General features: G+C 68.8%; 14 protein-coding genes. 9 read left to right on the forward strand and 5 right to left on the reverse strand.

Features of this window, described 5'->3' with window-relative positions:
• Positions 1–65 precede the first annotated feature (65 nt).
• A complete protein-coding gene (locus AC1DCJ_RS16880; RefSeq protein ID WP_137191508.1) occupies positions 66–521 on the reverse strand; it encodes a MarR family winged helix-turn-helix transcriptional regulator in 456 nt (151 codons plus the stop codon).
• Between the two features lie 160 nt (positions 522–681).
• Between AC1DCJ_RS16880 and folE the strand changes: the two genes are divergently transcribed.
• The 4 genes from folE (at position 682) to AC1DCJ_RS16900 (ending at position 6914) form a co-directional block, all read left to right on the forward strand.
• A complete protein-coding gene (gene folE / locus AC1DCJ_RS16885; RefSeq protein WP_038691614.1) occupies positions 682–1284 on the forward strand; it encodes a GTP cyclohydrolase I FolE in 603 nt (200 codons plus the stop codon).
• A 94-nt stretch (positions 1285–1378) separates the two neighbouring features.
• Positions 1379–2848 carry a DUF3375 domain-containing protein gene (locus tag AC1DCJ_RS16890; protein ID WP_137191509.1) on the forward strand — a complete coding sequence of 490 codons (1470 nt, stop codon included), beginning with the start codon at positions 1379–1381 and terminating at the stop codon, positions 2846–2848.
• Positions 2835–3536 carry a DUF4194 domain-containing protein gene (locus AC1DCJ_RS16895; RefSeq protein WP_038691618.1) on the forward strand — a complete coding sequence of 234 codons (702 nt, stop codon included), beginning with the start codon at positions 2835–2837 and terminating at the stop codon, positions 3534–3536. The genes AC1DCJ_RS16890 and AC1DCJ_RS16895 overlap by 14 nt, the downstream gene beginning before the upstream one ends.
• A gap of 18 nt (positions 3537–3554) precedes the next feature.
• A complete protein-coding gene (locus tag AC1DCJ_RS16900; protein ID WP_478071454.1) occupies positions 3555–6914 on the forward strand; it encodes an ATP-binding protein in 3360 nt (1119 codons plus the stop codon).
• Between the two features lie 145 nt (positions 6915–7059).
• On the opposite strand, the gene AC1DCJ_RS16905 is transcribed toward AC1DCJ_RS16900, so the two are convergent.
• Positions 7060–7836, reverse strand: a complete 777-nt coding sequence (locus tag AC1DCJ_RS16905) for a sulfite exporter TauE/SafE family protein (RefSeq protein ID WP_038691622.1) — start codon at positions 7834–7836, stop codon at positions 7060–7062.
• Between the two features lie 548 nt (positions 7837–8384).
• Here AC1DCJ_RS16905 and AC1DCJ_RS16910 point away from each other — a divergent pair.
• On the forward strand, positions 8385–8774 hold the full coding sequence (locus AC1DCJ_RS16910) for a YchJ family metal-binding protein (protein WP_448136805.1): 390 nt from the start codon (positions 8385–8387) through the stop codon (positions 8772–8774).
• Here AC1DCJ_RS16910 and AC1DCJ_RS16915 read toward each other — a convergent pair.
• The gene (locus tag AC1DCJ_RS16915) at positions 8753–10060 is read right to left on the reverse strand and encodes a GGDEF domain-containing protein (protein ID WP_478071455.1); all 1308 of its coding nucleotides are present in this window, start codon (positions 10058–10060) and stop codon (positions 8753–8755) included. The two genes, AC1DCJ_RS16910 and AC1DCJ_RS16915, sit on opposite strands and share 22 nt — an antisense overlap.
• 169 nt (positions 10061–10229) lie before the next feature.
• Here AC1DCJ_RS16915 and egtB point away from each other — a divergent pair, with 169 nt between their 5' ends.
• From egtB to AC1DCJ_RS16935, 4 genes are all read left to right on the forward strand, one after another.
• On the forward strand, positions 10230–11519 hold the full coding sequence (gene egtB, locus AC1DCJ_RS16920) for an ergothioneine biosynthesis protein EgtB (protein ID WP_478071456.1): 1290 nt from the start codon (positions 10230–10232) through the stop codon (positions 11517–11519).
• Positions 11516–12490 carry an L-histidine N(alpha)-methyltransferase gene (gene egtD, locus AC1DCJ_RS16925; RefSeq protein ID WP_478071457.1) on the forward strand — a complete coding sequence of 325 codons (975 nt, stop codon included), beginning with the start codon at positions 11516–11518 and terminating at the stop codon, positions 12488–12490. Before egtB ends, egtD begins: the two co-directional genes overlap by 4 nt.
• Before the next feature lie 75 nt (positions 12491–12565).
• A complete protein-coding gene (locus AC1DCJ_RS16930) occupies positions 12566–14743 on the forward strand; it encodes a lytic murein transglycosylase (RefSeq protein WP_478071458.1) in 2178 nt (725 codons plus the stop codon).
• A gap of 57 nt (positions 14744–14800) precedes the next feature.
• Complete coding sequence (locus AC1DCJ_RS16935) at positions 14801–15547, forward strand: GYF domain-containing protein (protein WP_478071459.1); 747 nt, start codon at positions 14801–14803, stop codon at positions 15545–15547.
• A gap of 6 nt (positions 15548–15553) precedes the next feature.
• Here AC1DCJ_RS16935 and AC1DCJ_RS16940 read toward each other — a convergent pair whose 3' ends face one another.
• Positions 15554–16738, reverse strand: coding sequence for a benzoate/H(+) symporter BenE family transporter (locus AC1DCJ_RS16940; protein ID WP_478071460.1), 1185 nt, complete (start codon positions 16736–16738; stop codon positions 15554–15556).
• Between the two features lie 32 nt (positions 16739–16770).
• A partial coding sequence (locus AC1DCJ_RS16945) for a hypothetical protein (protein ID WP_478071461.1) occupies positions 16771–17185 on the reverse strand: 415 nt, incomplete at its 5' end.

A 17185-nucleotide genomic window follows, 5' to 3' on the forward strand; every position in this document is an offset into this window, starting at 1 on the left:
CCGTTGGTCGTCGTACGTCATGCCGTACGCGGCACCACACCGGACCGGCACACACCGGGCAACGCTTACGTCACGCGGTCTGCCGCATCGGCCAGCAGCTGCCACAGCTTCAGCACGGTGCGCAGTTCGTCCACGGACAGCGCACCGAACACGTCCTGGCGCAGCCCGATCAGCTGGGTCTCCAGCTGGCTTACCAGCGCTTCGCCCTTGTCGGTAAGCCACAGCAGGTTGGCGCGGCGGTCGCTGGCATCGCACTCGCGGCGGACCAGGTCGCTGGCCGAGAGCTTGTCCAGCAGGCGCACCAGGGACGGACCTTCCATGCCCAGCTGCTGGGCCAGGGTGACCTGGCGGATACCCCCGCCGGCGCGCCCGATCATCAGCAGCGGCATGGTGCACGCCGCAGAAATGCCGTAGCTGCCCAAGGCCTGGTCGGCCAGGCGCTGCCACTGCCGCCCTGCGTAAAGCAGGCCGGAGCTGAGCTGCATCTGCAGCTGGGTACGTTCGTCGAGGGTACGTTTCATGGCAGATCGATAGGATACTACTAATTTCCATCCTATCAATACCCCCAGCCCAACCGCGGCCCAACGCCGGGTCCGCCCGGGCGGGTCCCGGGCCGGTGGCGTGGGACGCCCGAGGGCTCTGTCGGGTACGATGCTCGCCCCCCTTCGGGTGCTGTATGTAATGAGCAAGAAAGACAACGACGCCACCCCGGTCACCCAGGCCGATGCCGAATCGGCCGTGCGCACCCTGCTGCGCTGGGCCGGTGAAGACCCCACCCGCGAAGGCCTGCTGGATACCCCGCGGCGCGTGGCCGAAGCCTACGGCGACTGGTTCAGCGGCTACCGCGACGACCCGCGCGCCTACATGGAGCGCACCTTCGAGGAAGTGGCCGGCTACGACGAACTGATCGTGCTGCGCGACATCGAGTACGAAAGCCACTGCGAGCACCACATGGCCCCGATCATCGGCCGCGTGCACGTGGGCTACCTGCCGGCTGGCAAGGTGGTGGGCATCAGCAAGCTGGCCCGCGTGGTCGAAGCCTACGCACGCCGCTTCCAGGTGCAGGAAAAGATGACCGCGCAGATCGCCCAGTGCATCCAGGACGTGCTGCAGCCGGTGGGTGTGGGCGTGGTGGTGGAAGGTGCGCACGAGTGCATGACCACCCGCGGCATCCACAAGCGCGGCGTCAGCATGGTCACCTCCAAGATGCTGGGCAGCTTCCGCGAGGACGCCCGCACCCGCGCCGAGTTCCTGCGCTTCATCGAAGTGGGCGGCAAGCGCTGAACCTGCCGCGCGCCCGGCACCATCGTGCCGGGTCGGTTCCCTTCCTGCTGCGCGGCGTCCGGCCGCGCGGTGTTCTTCCGGATGTCCTGGCTGCATGAAGCACCGCGAACGCATCACCCGTTACCGCACCCTGCGCGAACAGCCCCAGTGGAAGCTGCTGGCCGCGGCCAACGCCCCGGAAATCATCGGCCTGCTGCAGAGCCTGCTGATGGATGGCGAGCGCACGCTGCCGGCCGCCGCCCTGCATGAACGCCTGCAGCGCGCGCTGGACCAGCTCAACGGCGAGGAACTCTCGCGTGAGCTGCCGCGCACCGCCCAGGCCTACATCGCCCACTGGCTGGCCCAGGGCTGGCTGGAGCGGCGCCTGCCCGACGGCGCCGACCAGGAGCAGTACGAGCTGTCCACCCAGGCGCTGCAGGCCATCCGGTTCGCCGACAGCCTGGAGCAGAGCCGCGTGGCTGCCACCGAAAGCCGCCTGGCGCTGGTGATCGAGCAGCTCTCGCAGCTGGCCGCGCAGACCGAATCCAACCCGGATGCGCGGCTGTCGGCACTGCGCGACGAACGCGACCGCATCGACGCGGAGATCGCTCGGGTGGGCGAGGGCCGGGTGGTGGCGCTGGATGGCAAGCGCGCGCTGGAACGTGCGCGCCAGATCATCGGCCTGGCCGACGACCTCACCGAAGACTTCCGCCGCGTGCGCGACGACTTCGAGCGCCTCAACCGCGAATTCCGCGAACGCATCATCGACGACGAAAGCGAGCGCGGCGACGTGCTCTCCAAGTTGTTCGAGGGCGTGGATGTGATCGGCGACAGCGACGCCGGGCGCAGCTTCCAGGCGTTCTGGCGCCTGCTCAACGATGCCGAGCAGAGCGCCCAGCTCGATGCTGCGCTGGAGGCCGTGCTGGCACGTGGCTTCGCGCGCAAGCTGGACCGCAACGAGCGCGCCTTCCTGCGCGGCTTCACCGGCACCATGCTCGACCGCGGCGGCCAGGTCCACGACGTGCTGCAGCACTTCGCGCGCAGCCTGCGCGGGTTCGTGCAGAGCCGTGGCTACCTGGAACAGCGCCGGCTCAACCAGCTGCTCAAGCAGGCCCAGTCCGAAGCGTTGGCGCTGCGCGATGAATTCTCCGCCCAGCGCCCGATCGGCCGCGACCTGCAGCTCACCACCAGCCGCCTGCGCTCGTGGTCGCAGTGGAAGCTGCACGACCCGCGCAGCGCGCAGGTGGACGGCAGCGTGCAGCGCAACGACGCGGCCAGCATCAGCCTGGAAAGCGTCGGCGACCTGGTGGCGTCGTCGGAAATCGACTTCCGCACCCTGCGCCGCGACCTGCACGAACTGCTGGGCGCGCAACCGAAATTGAGCATCGCCCAGGCCCTGTCGCAGCGCGAAGCGCCGCAGGGGCTGGGCAGCGTGATCGGCTACCTGTCGCTGGGCACCCGCCACGGCACCGTGGTGGACGGCGAACAGGAAACCGCCCATTGGCGTGGCGGCGATGGACAGTGGCGACGCGCCCGCATCCCGCTGGTTTGGTTCACCCAGGAGAAACGCCATGAACTGGCATGAAGATTCCCATGACGTCGCGCCCACCGATGGCGCCGCAGACGATCACGACGCCGAACCGGTGGTGGTAACGCCGCTGCCGCGGCGGAGCAATGACGTGTTCTACCTGGGCGACACCGGGCGGCTGCCGCTGGATGGGCGCCGCGCGCTGTGCCAGCTGCTGATCGGTCCCAGCATCGACCAGCTGCGCCACGCCAAGCTGTGGCCGGCCCTGATCCGCAGCGAGGCGGCCATCCGCTCGGCGCTGGCCGACCTGTTCCTGGAACTGGTGCTGGACCGCGACAGCGGCGTGGCCTTCACCCGCCAGGCCGACACCGAAGACATCGACGCGCCGGTGCTGCTGCGCAGCTCACCGTTGACCTTCATCGACTCGGTGCTGCTGCTGTACCTGCGCCAGCAGCTGGCCGAAGCCGATGCGCGCGGCAACCGCGCGGTGGTGGCCGACACCGAGATGGCCGAGGCCCTGGCCATCTACGAAAAGAACCTCTCCACCGACCGCGCCGGCTTCAATCGTCGCGTGGCCGCGGCGGTGCAGAAGATGAAGGAAAACCACATCCTGACCCGGCTTGCCGGCCAGGACGACCGCCACGAAGTGTCGCCGGCATTGAAGCTGCTGTTCTCCGCCGAAGACGTCTCCGCGCTGTCCAACGTGTACCGCCAGTTGCGCGACACCCCCGCAGCAAAAGCCTGAACGGACCACCGATAACGCATGGCCATTTCCAAGCACACCCCCGCCCTGTTCAACGACGGGCTGCCCGATCCGCGGTTGCAGCAGTTCCGCATGCGCCGCCTGCAGGTACACAACTGGGGCACCTTCAACGGCCTGACCGAAGTGCCGATCGCCGAGCGCGGCTTCCTGTTCGTGGGCCGCTCGGGCTCGGGCAAGTCGACCCTGCTCGATGCCATGTCGGCCATGCTGGTGCCGCCGTCGATCGTCGACTTCAACGCCGCCGCGCGCGAAGCCGAACGCAGTGGCCGCGACCGTAACCTGGTGTCCTACGTGCGCGGCGCGTGGGCCGACCAGCAGGACCGGGGCACTGGCGAAATTGCCACCCAGTACCTGCGCAAGGGCGCCACCTGGACCGCGCTGGTGCTGGAGTACCGCGCCGGCGATGGCCGCGTGGTCAGCCTGGTGCGCCTGTTCTGGATCGCCGGCAACGGCGCGGCCGCCGCTGACGTGCGCAAGCACTACCTGATCGCCGAGCGGCCGTTCGACATCGCCAAGGACCTGGGCGGCTTCGACCTGGACCTGCGCAAGCTCAAGCAGCGCCTGGGCGACGTGCACCACTTCGACAGCTTCGTTGGCTACGCCGAGCGCTTCCGGCACCTGCTGGGCATCGACAATGAAATGGCGCTGCGCCTGCTGCACAAGACGCAGTCGGCCAAGAACCTGGGCGACCTCAACGTCTTCCTGCGCGACTTCATGCTGGACACGCCCAAGACGTTCGACGCCTCCGAACGGCTGGTCAGCGACTTCGCCGAACTCGATGGCGCGCACAAGTCGGTGGTCACCGCCCGCCGCCAGGTGGAAACGCTGCTGCCCGCGCGTTCGTTGCACGCCGAGCTGAAGGCGATGAATCTGCAGCGCGCCGATGAGGAAACCCTGAAGCTCGGGCTGGACAGCTTCCGCGAATCGCGCCTGCAGCAGCTGCTGGAAAAGCGCCTGCACGATATCGACGTGCGCCACCGCGGGCTGCTGGGCGAAGAAACCCAGCGTCGCCAGACGCTGGGCAACCACGAAGAACACCTGGCCGGGCTGGAGCTGCAGCGGCGCCAACAGGGTGGCGAGCGCATCGAAGAACTGGAACGCGAGCAAGGCCGCGCCCAGGCCGAGCGCGACCGCCGCCAGGCCAAGCATGACCAGGCCCGGCAGGCGGCAGAGAAGCTGCAGGAGACGGTGCCCGACGATGCGCACGGCTTCGCCCAGCTGATCGCCCGCGCCCAGGGCGAGCTGGACAATCGCCAGCAGGCCGCGGCCGCATTGGACGATGCCATCACCGAACGCCTGGCCGGCAAGCAGGACGATACGCGCCGCTTCGGCGATGTCCGCGCCGAACTGGAGGCGATGGAGCGCAACCCGTCGAGCATTCCCGCGCCGCTGCAGAAACTGCGCAGCCGCCTGGCCGAAGAAACCGGCGTGCCCGAAGCGGCGCTGCCGTTCGTGGGCGAACTGATCCAGGTCCGCCAGGAGCATGGCGCGTGGCAGGGTGCGATCGAGCGCGTGCTGTTCGGCTTCGCGCAGTCGCTGCTGGTGGAAGACAAGCACTACAACGAGGTCAACGCGTGGGTGAATCGCACCCACCTGGGCATGCGGTTGACCTACTACCGCGTGCGCCGCAATGACGATGCCATCGCCCGCGAACCGTCGGCGCGTTCGTTGCTGCACAAGCTGGAGTTCCGCGACAGCGTGTTCGAGCCGTGGCTGCGCCGCGAGCTGGGCAAGCGCTACGACTACGAGTGCGTCGATGCCAAGCAGCTGCGCGATGTCGATCGCGGCATCTCCCGCGAAGGCCAGGTCAAGCACCCCGGCGACCGCTTCGAGAAGGACGACCGCAATTCCATCAGCGACCGTCGCCGTTGGCTGCTGGGCTTCAGCAACACCGAAAAGCTGGCGCTGTTCCGCAAGGAAGCGCAGGAACTGGCGCAACGCATCGCCGCCTGCGACGAAGACGTTGTCCGGCTGCGCAGCCAGCGCGACCGCGACAACGACCGCCGCCTGGCCTGCAACCAGCTGGTCAACTTCGTGTGGGAGGAAGTGGACGTCGCAACCGCGACCCAGCGCCTGGACGACATTGCCGCTTCGCTGCACGAGCTGAAGGAGGGCAACGCCGACCTGGCCCGCCTGGCCCAGCAGATCGACCAGGCCCGCGCGGACATCGCGCAGGCCCGCCGTACCTACGAAGACACCCGCGTCGAACTTGCCCAGCACGCCCGCGAACGCGACAAGCTCGACGCCCAGCGCCAGCGCAGCCGCGCCCTGGTACTGCCGGCGCTCGGCGCGACCCAGGAAGCCGGGCTGCAGCGCCGCCTGGACGCGCTGGGTGGGCTGAGCCTGGAAACGCTGGAAGCGCACATGCGCGAGATCAGCAAGGGCATCAACGAAAGCCTCGCCGCCTCGCAGCACGACGTCCACCGTGTCGAGACGCAGCTGGTGGCCTGTTTCCGGCGCTTCGCCCAGGCATGGCCGGAGGAATCCGGCGACTTCACCGCGTCGGTCGCCTCGGCCGAGGATTTCCTGGCCCGCCTGCAGCGCCTGGAACGCGATGGCCTGCCGCAGCACGAAGAGCGCTTCTTCGACCTGCTGCAGAACCAGAGCAAGAACAACCTGCTGGCCCTGCAGCGGCACAGCGCCGAAGCCCGCAAGTCGATCGGCCAGCGCCTGGACGAGGTCAATGCCTCGCTGGAGCAGGTGCCGTTCAACCGCGGCACCCTGCTCACCATCGAGCTCAGCGACCGGCGACTGCCGGAGGTCCTGGAGTTCCACCAGCAGCTGCGCGAAGTGCTGTCGCACCACCAGACCGAAGAGCGCGAGGTGGCCGAGGCACAGTTCGCCGTGTTGCGCGAACTGGTCAAGCGGCTGGGCTCGCAGGAGGGCGAGGACCGCCGCTGGCGCGAGAACGTGCTCGACGTGCGTCTGCATGTGGAGTTCATCGGCGTCGAGCTGGATGCGGCCACCCGCCAGCAGGTGGAGATCTACCGCAGTGGCGCCGGCAAGTCCGGTGGCCAGCGGCAGAAGCTGGCCACCACCTGCCTGGCCGCGGCACTGCGCTACCAGCTGGGCGGCGCCGAAAGCCAGCTGCCCAGCTATGCCGCCGTGGTGCTGGACGAAGCGTTCGACAAGGCCGACAACGAGTTCACCGCGCTGGCGATGAACATCTTCGAGAACTTCGGCTTCCAGATGGTGGTCGCCACGCCGTTGAAGTCGGTGATGACGCTCGAGCCGTTCATCGGCGGCGCCTGCTTCGTCGAAATCAGCGGCCGCCACGACTCCGGCGTACTGCTGATCGAGTACGACGAAGAGGCCAAGCGCCTGAAGCTGCCCGAACGCAGCCGCCAGCAGGACGCCTGAACGCACCCCGGTAGAGCCGACCGTTGGTCGGCTGCGCGCACCCCTGGTAGAGCCGACCGTTGGTCGGCTGCTCCCGGATCACCACCGCACCAACACCAGCGGGGCAGAGCCCCGCTCTACGGGAACCCCTCAACGCGACGACGCGTCACCCGCCGAACGTATCCCACCCCATCCGCGCGATCAGCACCACCACCAACCCCACGAACAGCTTGCGGATGAACGGCGTGCCGCCACGCAGCGCCAGCCGCGTGCCCACAACCGAGCCGATGATGTTGGCTGCGGCCATCGGCAGGGCGAACAGCCACAGAATGTTGCCGGTCGGCACGAAGAACGAGATCGCCGCCACGTTGGTGGCCAGGTTCACCACCTTCGACGCCGCCGAGGCGCGCAGGAAGTCCAGCCCGAAGAAGCGGACGAACAGGAAGATCAGGAAACTGCCGGTGCCCGGGCCGAAGAAGCCGTCGTAGAAGCCGATCACCGCCCCGATCGCCAGCGCCGTGCCCAGCTCCTTGCGGCCGATCTCGCGCGGCCGGTGCAGGGCGCCGAAGTCCTTCTTCCACAACGTGTAGCCCAGCATCGCCACCAGCAGCACCAGCACCAGCGGGCGCACCGCGTCCTTGGGCAACAGGCTCACCGCCGTGGCCCCGGCGAAGGAAAACACGAACGCCGTGCCCGCCGCGAACAGCACCGGCCGCCACGGGAAGCGCACATTGCGCGCATAACGCCACGCGGCCGCACCGGTCCCGAACATCGAACTGAACTTGTTGGTGCCAAACAGCATCGCCGGCGTGTGCTGCGGCAGCACCGTGAACAGACCCGGCAACTGCACCAGCCCACCGCCACCGACCGCAGCATCGACCAGACCGGCGATGAAGGCGATCGCCACCAACCACAACAGCTCAGGGGGAACCAGCTCGAGCACGGCAGCAACTTCGCGACACAAGGCGCGCAAGCATACGCCCGCACCCCCCCACCGGGTAGAGCCGACCGTTGGTCGGCTGCCGTCCACGACCGCACGCACGTACCGACCAACGGTCGGCACCTACGCCGCACCCACCTCACCCCACCGGGTAGAGCCGACCGTTGGTCGGCTGCCGTCCACCGCCGCACGCACGTACCGACCAACGGTCGGCACCCACGGCGCATCCACCTCACCCCACCCGGTAGAGCCGACCGTTGGTCGGCTGCCGTCCGCCACCGCACGCACGTACCGACCAACGGTCAGTATCTACGGCGCACGCCCCTCACCCCACCGGGTAGAGCCGACCGTTGGTCGGCTGCCGTCCGCCAACCGCGCGCACGCACCCACCAACGGTCAGTACCCACGACGCATCCACCTCACCCCACCCGGTAGAGCCGACCGTTGGTCGGCTGCCATCCGCTACCGCACGCACGCACCGACCAACGGTCGGCACCCACGGCGCATCCAACACCCACGGCGTACCCACCCAAACGCGCGACAATACCGCCATGACCACACCCGATCCCTGTCCCTGCGGCCGCCCGCTGGCCTACACCGCCTGCTGTGGCGTCTACCACGCAGGCGCCGCCGCACCCGATGCCGAAGCCCTGATGCGTTCGCGCTACAGCGCCTACGTAAAGCAGCTGCCGGACTACCTGCTGGCCAGCTGGCATCCGTCCACGCGCCCGGAAGACCTGTCGCTGGACGAAGCGCCCGCCCAGCGCACCCGCTGGCTGGGCCTCACAATCCACACGCACACCAGCACCGACCCGGACCACGCCCAGGTCAAGTTCACCGCCCGCTACAAGGTGGGCGGCGGCAGTGCGGTCAAAATGCTGGAACACAGCCGCTTCGTCCGCGAAGACGGCCGCTGGTTCTACCTCGACGCGCTGCCCTGAGCCGCCTCGCGGCTGCGCACCGCCACCGGCCGTTGCTGGCCGTGCGCGCGCACGCAGTTGCGCCCGGCATCCTTGGCGGCGTACAGCGCCTGGTCGGCGGCCTTCAGCACCGCCTGCGGGCTGTCGCCCACCCGGCTGTCAGCCATGCCGATGCTCACCGTCACCTGCACCACCGTGCCGGCGCCGCCGCGGCCACGCTGCAAGCGTCCGACCGCATCGTCGCGGACCCGCGCGGCGCGGTCGCGCAGCTGCAGGCGCGTACCTTCCACGGCGGCCCGGACCGCCTCCACCGCCTCCACGCACGCCGGGGCAGGGCGGTCCAGGAACACCAGCGCGAACTCTTCGCCACCGTAGCGGAACGCCCGCCCGCCACCGCCCACGCCAGCCAGTCGCGCGGCCACCAGCTTGAGCACGTCATCGCCGTTGTCGTGGCCATGGGTGTCGTTGAAGCGCTTGAAGTGGTCCACGTCCACCATCGCGATCGTGTAGGTGGCGCCCACCCGCTGCAGACACTCATTCAGGGCCCGCCGCCCAGGCAGGCCGGTGAGTTCATCGCGGTAGGCCATGTGGAACGACTCCTGCAGCATCGCCGACACCAGCAGCAGCAAGGCCGTGCTGGCCAACGCCGGTAGCAGGGCGGGCGACAGGAACACGCGCGGCAGCATCGCCCACACCACCAGCAGGGCCACCAGCATCGCCGTATGCAGCGGACGCGGCTGACGCAGCGCCTGCACCGCCAGCCCAAGCAGAGCCCCCACGAAGGCGACCGTCGGCACCTGGGCCAGGCGGCTCCAGCCGGTCGGCAACCAGGGCCAGTGATGGTTCGACAGCAGGTCATGCATGCCCTGCGGGCCCTGCGCCGCCAGCAGCGCGAAGATGCCCACGGCCACGCCACTGGCGATGCCGCGCAGCAGCAGGTCCTGGCGCATCCTGCCGCGCTCGGGCCACAGCCCGTGCAACGCAAACAGCAGCGGCAGCCACAGCGACACCGCATGGAACACCAGCGGCGTCAGCGCACTGACCGCGCCGGTATTGAGGAAGCTGCCCACCAGCCCGTGCAGCACGGCAAAGGCCAGCGCGATGGCCAGCAGCAGGCACACCGCACGCACGCGGTTGTAGACCAGGCCCAGGCCGGTGCCCAGGCAGGTCAGCACCAGCGGCAGGATGCGGTGCATCGCACTGCCCACCTCGTCGGCCGGCGTGGCCGACCACACCCCGATGCCCACCAGCAGGGCAGGCAACAGGAACAGGTAATGGCCGGGCTGGCGTAGCGGGTGACTGGGCAAGAACGGTTCCACGAAAGCAGGCCGGCGCGCCAGGGCTGCAGATGCAAACCGGGCCACGCAGGCGATGGTCTTCCCGGTAGCGGCCGCTGCGTATTCAACTTGAGCGTGTCACGCCACGTGAGCCTTCCCATGACGTCCCGCTCACCGGCGCTGGTCGATCCTGACCGCGATGAACACCGCCGTCGCCTCGCCAACGCCCGCCGCCACATCCCCTGCCGCTGCACTTGCGGCGCGTTACGCCAGCATCCGCGCGCGCAGTGTTGCGCTGGCGGCACCGCTGAGCGCCGAGGATGCGATGGTGCAGAGCATGCCCGATGCCAGCCCCAGTAAATGGCACCTGGCCCATACCACCTGGTTCTTCGAACGCTTCGTGCTGGCCAGCCAGCCCGGCCACGTCCCGTTCAATGCCGAGTGGCACTATCTCTTCAACAGCTACTACCAGAGCATCGGCCCGGCGCACGCGCGTCCGCAGCGGGGGTTGCTCTCGCGTCCCTCGCTGGAGCAGGTGCTGCATTACCGTGCGCGGGTCGATGCGCAGGTGATCGCCCTGCTGCAGGCGGACGCGCTCGCGCCGCAGGCCTGCCACCAGCTGCTCCTGGGCCTGCACCATGAGCAGCAACACCAGGAGCTGCTGCTCACCGACATCAAGCACGCGCTGTGGTGCAACCCGTTGCAGCCGGCGTACCGCGACGACCTCGTGCACGAGCAGGCCACCGCCACGCCGCTGCGTTGGCAGGACAGCCCCGAGCAGATCGTCGAGATCGGCGCGCCCGCCTGGCCCGCCCATGCCGCGTTCGCCTATGACAACGAATCGCCCGTGCATCGCGTCCTGGTCCCGGCTCATGCCCTGGCCAACCGCCCGGTCAGCAATGCCGAGTACCGGCAGTTCATCGCGGCCGGCGGCTATGCCGAGGTGGGCCTGTGGATGAGCGAGGGCTGGGCGCTGTGCCAGGCCGAAGGCTGGCAGCACCCGCTGTACTGGGATGACGCGCTGGAGCGCGAGTTCACCCTGGGCGGCTGGCGCCCGCTGGACCCGCATGCACCGGTCTGCCACCTCAGTTACTTTGAAGCTGACGCCTACGCCCGCTGGCAGGGCGCGCGGCTGCCCACCGAGTTCGAATGGGAAGCGGCCGCCGCCGGCGTCGCGCCCCACGGCCACTTCGCCGACGCCGACCACCTTCACCCGCGCGGCGCCCCTTCAGGCGACCACGCCCTCCTGCAGCTGTTCGGCGATGTCTGGGAATGGACCAGCAGCGCCTACGGTGCTTATCCGGGCTTTCGCCCCTTCGCCGGCAACCTCGGCGAATACAACGGTAAATTCATGAACGGCCAATGGATCCTGCGCGGCGGCAGCTGCGCCACTCCCGACGCGCACGTGCGCGCCAGCTACCGCAACTTCTTCGCGCCCTCGGCGCGCTGGCAGTTCTCCGGCGTGCGCCTGGCGCGGGACCCGGCATGAGCACCGTCACCGACGCGCTCGACGCGCTCACCGACCTGCAGCCCGATCGCGCCCGGATCACCGCCGATATCCTGCAGGGCCTGTCCACCCGGCCCCGGCAGCTGCCCTCCAAATACTTCTACGACGCCCGCGGCTCGGCGCTGTTCGAACAGATCACCCGCCAGCCCGAGTACTACCCCACGCGCACCGAACTGCAGCTGCTGCAGGACTGCGCCGCCGACATTGCCGGCGTGGTCGGCCCGTGCCTGCACGTGGTCGAACTGGGCAGCGGCAGCGGCCGCAAGACCGAACTGCTGCTGCACGCGCTCGCCGACCCGGTGGCCTACACACCCATCGAAATCTCGCGCGCGGCCCTGCTGGCCAGCATCGCGCGGCTGGCCGTGGCCCTGCCGGACATCGAAATGCTGCCGGTCTGCGCCGACTTCACCGGCCCGGTGCAGCTGCCCGAACCACAGCGCGAGCCCGCGCGCCGGCTGCTGTTCTTCCCCGGTTCCACGTTGGGCAACTTCGCCGAACCCGAGGCGGTCGCGCTGCTGCAGGCGATGCGGCAGACCATGGGCACGCAGGGGCTGGCCCTGATCGGCATCGACCTGCACAAGGACCCCGCGTTGATCGAAGCGGCCTACAACGACGCCGCCGGCGTCACGGCCGCCTTCACCTTGAACCTGCTCGCCCGACTCAATCGCGAGATCGGCAGCACCTTCGATCTCGACGGCTTCCAGCATCGCGCGCGCTACAGCGTGGAACGGCTGCGCATCGAAACCGATCTGGTCAGTACCCGTGCGCAGCGGGTTGAGGTTGCCGGCCGCACGTTCGATTTCGCCGACGGCGAAGCGATGACCGTGGAATACAGCCACAAGTACACCGAGGACTCGTTCGCGGCACTGGCCGCCCGGGCCGGGCTGCGCGTATGTGCCGGCTGGACCGCCAGCGCGCCGGCGTTCGGTCTGCGCCTGCTGCAGGCTGTCTGAAACGACCGTTCCCCGCCGGCACACCGCAGCGTGCCGCTATGATGTTGCTTCACTTGGCTGCAAGGATTCCCGCCAATGAGGTCTTCCCTCCGCTGGCTGCTTGGCGCGCTCTGTCTGGCCAGTGCTTCGGTCGCGGCCGCCCCGCAGGACGATTTCGACCGCTGCCTGGCCACCCTGCAACCGCAGGCGACCAGGCAGGGCATCAGTGCGGCGGGTTTCGCCCGCTTCACTGCTGGCCTCACCCCCGATCTGAGCGTGCTGCCGCTGCTCGACGCGCAACCGGAATTCACCACGCCGCTGTGGGATTACCTGGCCGCGCTGGTCGACAGCCAGCGCGTCGATGACGGACGCGCGCGTCTGCTCGAGCACCGCGACCTGTTGAACCGGGTGTCCACCCAGTACGGCGTCGACCCGGCCACCATCGTGGCAGTGTGGGGCGTGGAGAGCGATTACGGCCGCGTGTTCGGCAAGCGCCCACTGCTGCAGTCGCTGGCCACGCTGTCGTGCAATGGTCGCCGCCAGCCGTTCTTCCGCGGCGAACTGCTCGCCCTGCTCAAGCTGCTCGACGCCGGCGACCTGCAGGCTGAAGGCCTCACCGGCTCCTGGGCCGGTGCCTTCGGCCACACCCAGTTCATGCCGTCCACCTACGCGCGTATCGCCGTGGACGGGGACGGCGATGGTCGGCGTGACCTGGTGGCCAGCATTCCCGATGCCCTGGCCTCCACCGCCAACTACCTGGCCAAGGCCGGCTGGCGCACCGGCCAGCCGTGGGGCATCGAAGTCCGCCTTCCCGCCGGGTTCAACCCGGCGTTGGCCGGGCGCACCCAGCGCAAACCGCTGGCCAGCTGGCGCGCACTGGGCATCGCCCCGGTCGGCGGCGGTGCGCTGGCCCCGGCCGGCCTGCCCGACGACAGCAACGCCGCGCTGCTGCTGCCCACCGGCGCCAAAGGGCCGGCCTGGCTGGTGTTCCGCAACTACGACGCGATCTACGCCTACAACGCCGCCGAAAGCTATGCACTGGCCATCGCCACCCTGGCCGACCGCCTGCGCGGCGGTGCGGGCACCGTGGCGGCGTGGCCCACCGACGACCCCGGCATCGGCCGCCGCGAGCGTCGCGAACTGCAGAGCCTGCTGCTGGCCCGCGGTCACGACATCGGGGCCGCCGACGGCATGGTGGGCACCGCCACCCGCCGCGCCATCCAGGTCGAGCAGCAGCGCCTCGGCTGGCCCACCGCCGATGGCCGCGCCGGCCAACGCATCCTCACTGCCTTGCGCAGTGCGCCTCCCACCGCCATCTCCCCGACTGCCATGCCCGCATCCACCGTGTTCACCCTGCCACCCAACCACGCCCGCCTGGTGCAGTCCCCGGCCGGCCCCAACGCCGTCCTGCCCAAGATCGAGGGCCTGAGTCTGGGCACCGTGCAGGGCTTCCCTGCCTGGAAGGTGGACACTCCGTTCGCCAGCGCGGCCATCTCGGTATTCGGTGGGCAGCTGTTGTCCTATGTCCCCAAGGGCGGCCAGGACGTGCTGTGGCTGTCACCCAGCGCGCAGGCGCTGCCCACCCCGATCCGCGGCGGCAGCCCGGTGTGCTGGCCGTACTTCGGGCGACAGGGGCAGGGCACCGACGTGCCCTCGCATGGGTTCGTGCGCAACGTGGCGTGGACAGTGAAGGAGGCGCGCCGCGAGGCCGACGGCACCGTGCTGCTCACCCTGGCCCCGCCGCCGCTGGACAACCTGGCCCTGCGCCTGACCATGCAGCTGCGCATCGGCCGCACGCTTGAGCAGCGCCTGATCACCGAGAACACCGGCAGCCAGGCAGTCAGCTTCACCCAGGCCCTGCACAACTACTTCCGGGTGGACGATGCCACGGCCGTGGACGTACAGGGGCTGGACGGTCTTACCTATCTGGACAAGTTCGAGAACTACGCCACCCCGCGCGTGCAGCAGGGTGACTGGAACCTGCGTGACCCGCGCGATCCCGGCCGCAGCGACCGCATCTATACCGGCGCCGGCGGCCGCTACGTGCTCAAGGACCCTGGCCTGAAGCGGCGCATCGAGATCACCACCCAGGGCAGCCGCTCGCTGGTGGCCTGGAACCCCGGCCAGGCGGGGGCGGCCGGCATGGCCGACGTCGGCGCGGGCTGGCGCAACTACGTCTGCCTGGAGGCGGCCAACGCCGGCCCGGACGTGATCACGCTGCCTGCCGGCGCCAGCCACACGCTCACCCAGACCTTCCGCGTACTGCCCCTGTAATCCGTCAGCCGGACGCCCGGACGGGCGAACCGGTGCCTTTCCCTCAAGGAACGAGTCATGTCCGATACCCCGTGGTACTACGCCGATCACCAGCAACAACGGCAGGGACCCGTGCCCGCCGCGCAGTTGCAGCAGTTGCTGGCGCTGGGCCAGATCACCGCCGACACGCTGGTCTGGCGCCAGGGCATGGCCCAGTGGCAGCCCCTGCATGGCGTGACCGAGCTGGCGGTGCCTGCGCCGACGCCGGTCGAGCTGTCGCAGGATCCCTACGCTGCGCCGGCCTCGGCCTTCGATCCCACCGCCCTGCCAGTGCAGGAATCCGTGGCGCCTGGCCAGCAGGCATATGCCGCCTTCGTCGGCGCCAACTTCCCGGTCTATCGCCGTAAATGGCGCCTGGACCTGACAGCCGATGGCGCTGCGGCCAGCACCAACGCCTGGAATTGGCCCGCGTTCCTGTTCGGGGCGTTCTGGATGCTGTACCGCCGCATGTATGCGGTGGCGGCCATGTGGATCGGCGCGCTCACCGTCCTGTCCATCCTGGAAACCCTGATCGATGTCAGCGACAGCGTATCGCTGGTGATCACCCTGGGGGCCAGCGTCGCGGCCGGTTCGGTGGGCAATCACCTGTATCTGCGGCATACCCAGCGGATGATCGCGCTGGCCGAGGCACGTCATCCTGGTGACGCGCCCGCCCAGCACGCCGCACTGGCTGGCCTGGGCGGTACCCGCTGGTTGGCGGTACTGGTCGGCATGGCCATTTACATCGTGGTGATCGGTGCGTTGTCCTTCCTGTTGGATCCCTGATCCGGCTCAGGCGCGCGCGGGCCGCAGCACCAGCAGGCAGATCCCCCCGGCCACCAGCCCCCAGAAGGCCGACCCGATCCCGGCCAGTGACAGCCCCGAGGCGGTAACCAGGAAGGTCACCAGGGCCGCCTCGCGGTCGGCTTCTTCCCGCAGCGCCATCGACAGGCTGTTGGCGATCGTGCCGAACAGGGCAATGCCGGCCACGCAGGCCACCAGTTCCTTGGGGAAGGCCGCGAACACGGCCGCCACCGTCGCCCCGAACAGGCCCACCACGATATAGAAGCCACCGGCGGCCACTGCGGCGGTGTAGCGGCGCGCGGGATCCTCGTGCGCCTCGCGGCCCATGCAGATCGCGGCGGTGATCGCCGCCAGGTTGAGTCCAAATGCGCCGAAGGGGGCCAGCAGCGTATTGGCCACGCCAATCCAGCCAATCACCGGGGACACCGGCGTGTCGTAGCCGGAGGCACGGATCACCGCCACCCCCGGGATGTTCTGCGACGCCATGGTCACCACGAACAAGGGCAGGGCAACGCCGATCACTGCCGCCCACGACAGCGTGGGCCAGGTGAACACCGGCGTGGCCAGCTGCAGGTGCACGTCCTGCATATGCAGCAGCCCCTGGCCTGCCGCCACGGCGATACCCACCAGCAGCGTGGCGATCACCGCATAGCGTGGGAACAGCCGGCGTCCGATCAACCAGGTGGTGAACATCGCCAGTGCCATGCCCAGCTGCGTCTGCATGGACACAAACACATCCAGCCCGAAGCGCAGCAGCACGCCAGCCAGCATGCCCGCGGCCAACGCCATCGGTACCCGCTGCATCAGTCGCGCGAAGATCCCCGAGAAGCCGGCGATCATGCCCAGCACTGCGGCCAGCACGAAGGCACCGATCGCATCGCTGTAGCCCACCGCACCGGCGCCCACCACCAGCATGGCCGCGCCCGGGGTCGACCATGCCGTCACCACCGGCACGCGGTAACGCAGCGACAGGCCGATACAGGTGATACCCATGCCCAGTCCAAGCGCCCACATCCACGAGGCGATCTGCGCCTGCGATGCGCCCATCGCGCGTGCGGCCTGGAACACGATCACCGCCGAACTGGCAAAGCCCACCAACACGGTGATGAAGCCGGCCATCAACGAAGGCAACGACATATCGCGCAACAACGAACGCTTGGCTACTGCAGACATCACATGCATCCCTGACGACAAGACATGCATTGTTAGCAAGCCTGCGGCAGCACGCGCAACGCGCGTGCTGCCGCGCTTGTAGATGAGCAGCACGCAGTGATGACGCGTCGATGAAAAAGATCGAAGAAAAGCCTTGACGAATTTTCAGAAGTCTTTAGTATTCGCTCCCTCGCTGCGACGCGGTCTTCACCCCAGTGAACACCCACCCGCAGCGACGGCAACACCCTTCGAAAGAAGGTGTTGACGGAAACGAAAAGCCTGACATAATAGGCGGCTCGCAACGACGAAAGCCTCTCGAGGCAAACGACGAAGCGGCATCGGCAACAACGTTTCGCTTCGGTGAAACGGCCTTGAAAAAAGGTGTTGACGAAGCAGATAAGCCGGTCTACAATGGGCGGCTCGCAACGACGGAAACGTCGGGGCAAACGGAAGAAGGCGCTGAGGCCG

It is taken from the genome of Stenotrophomonas sp. 10N36 (assembly GCF_056395005.1).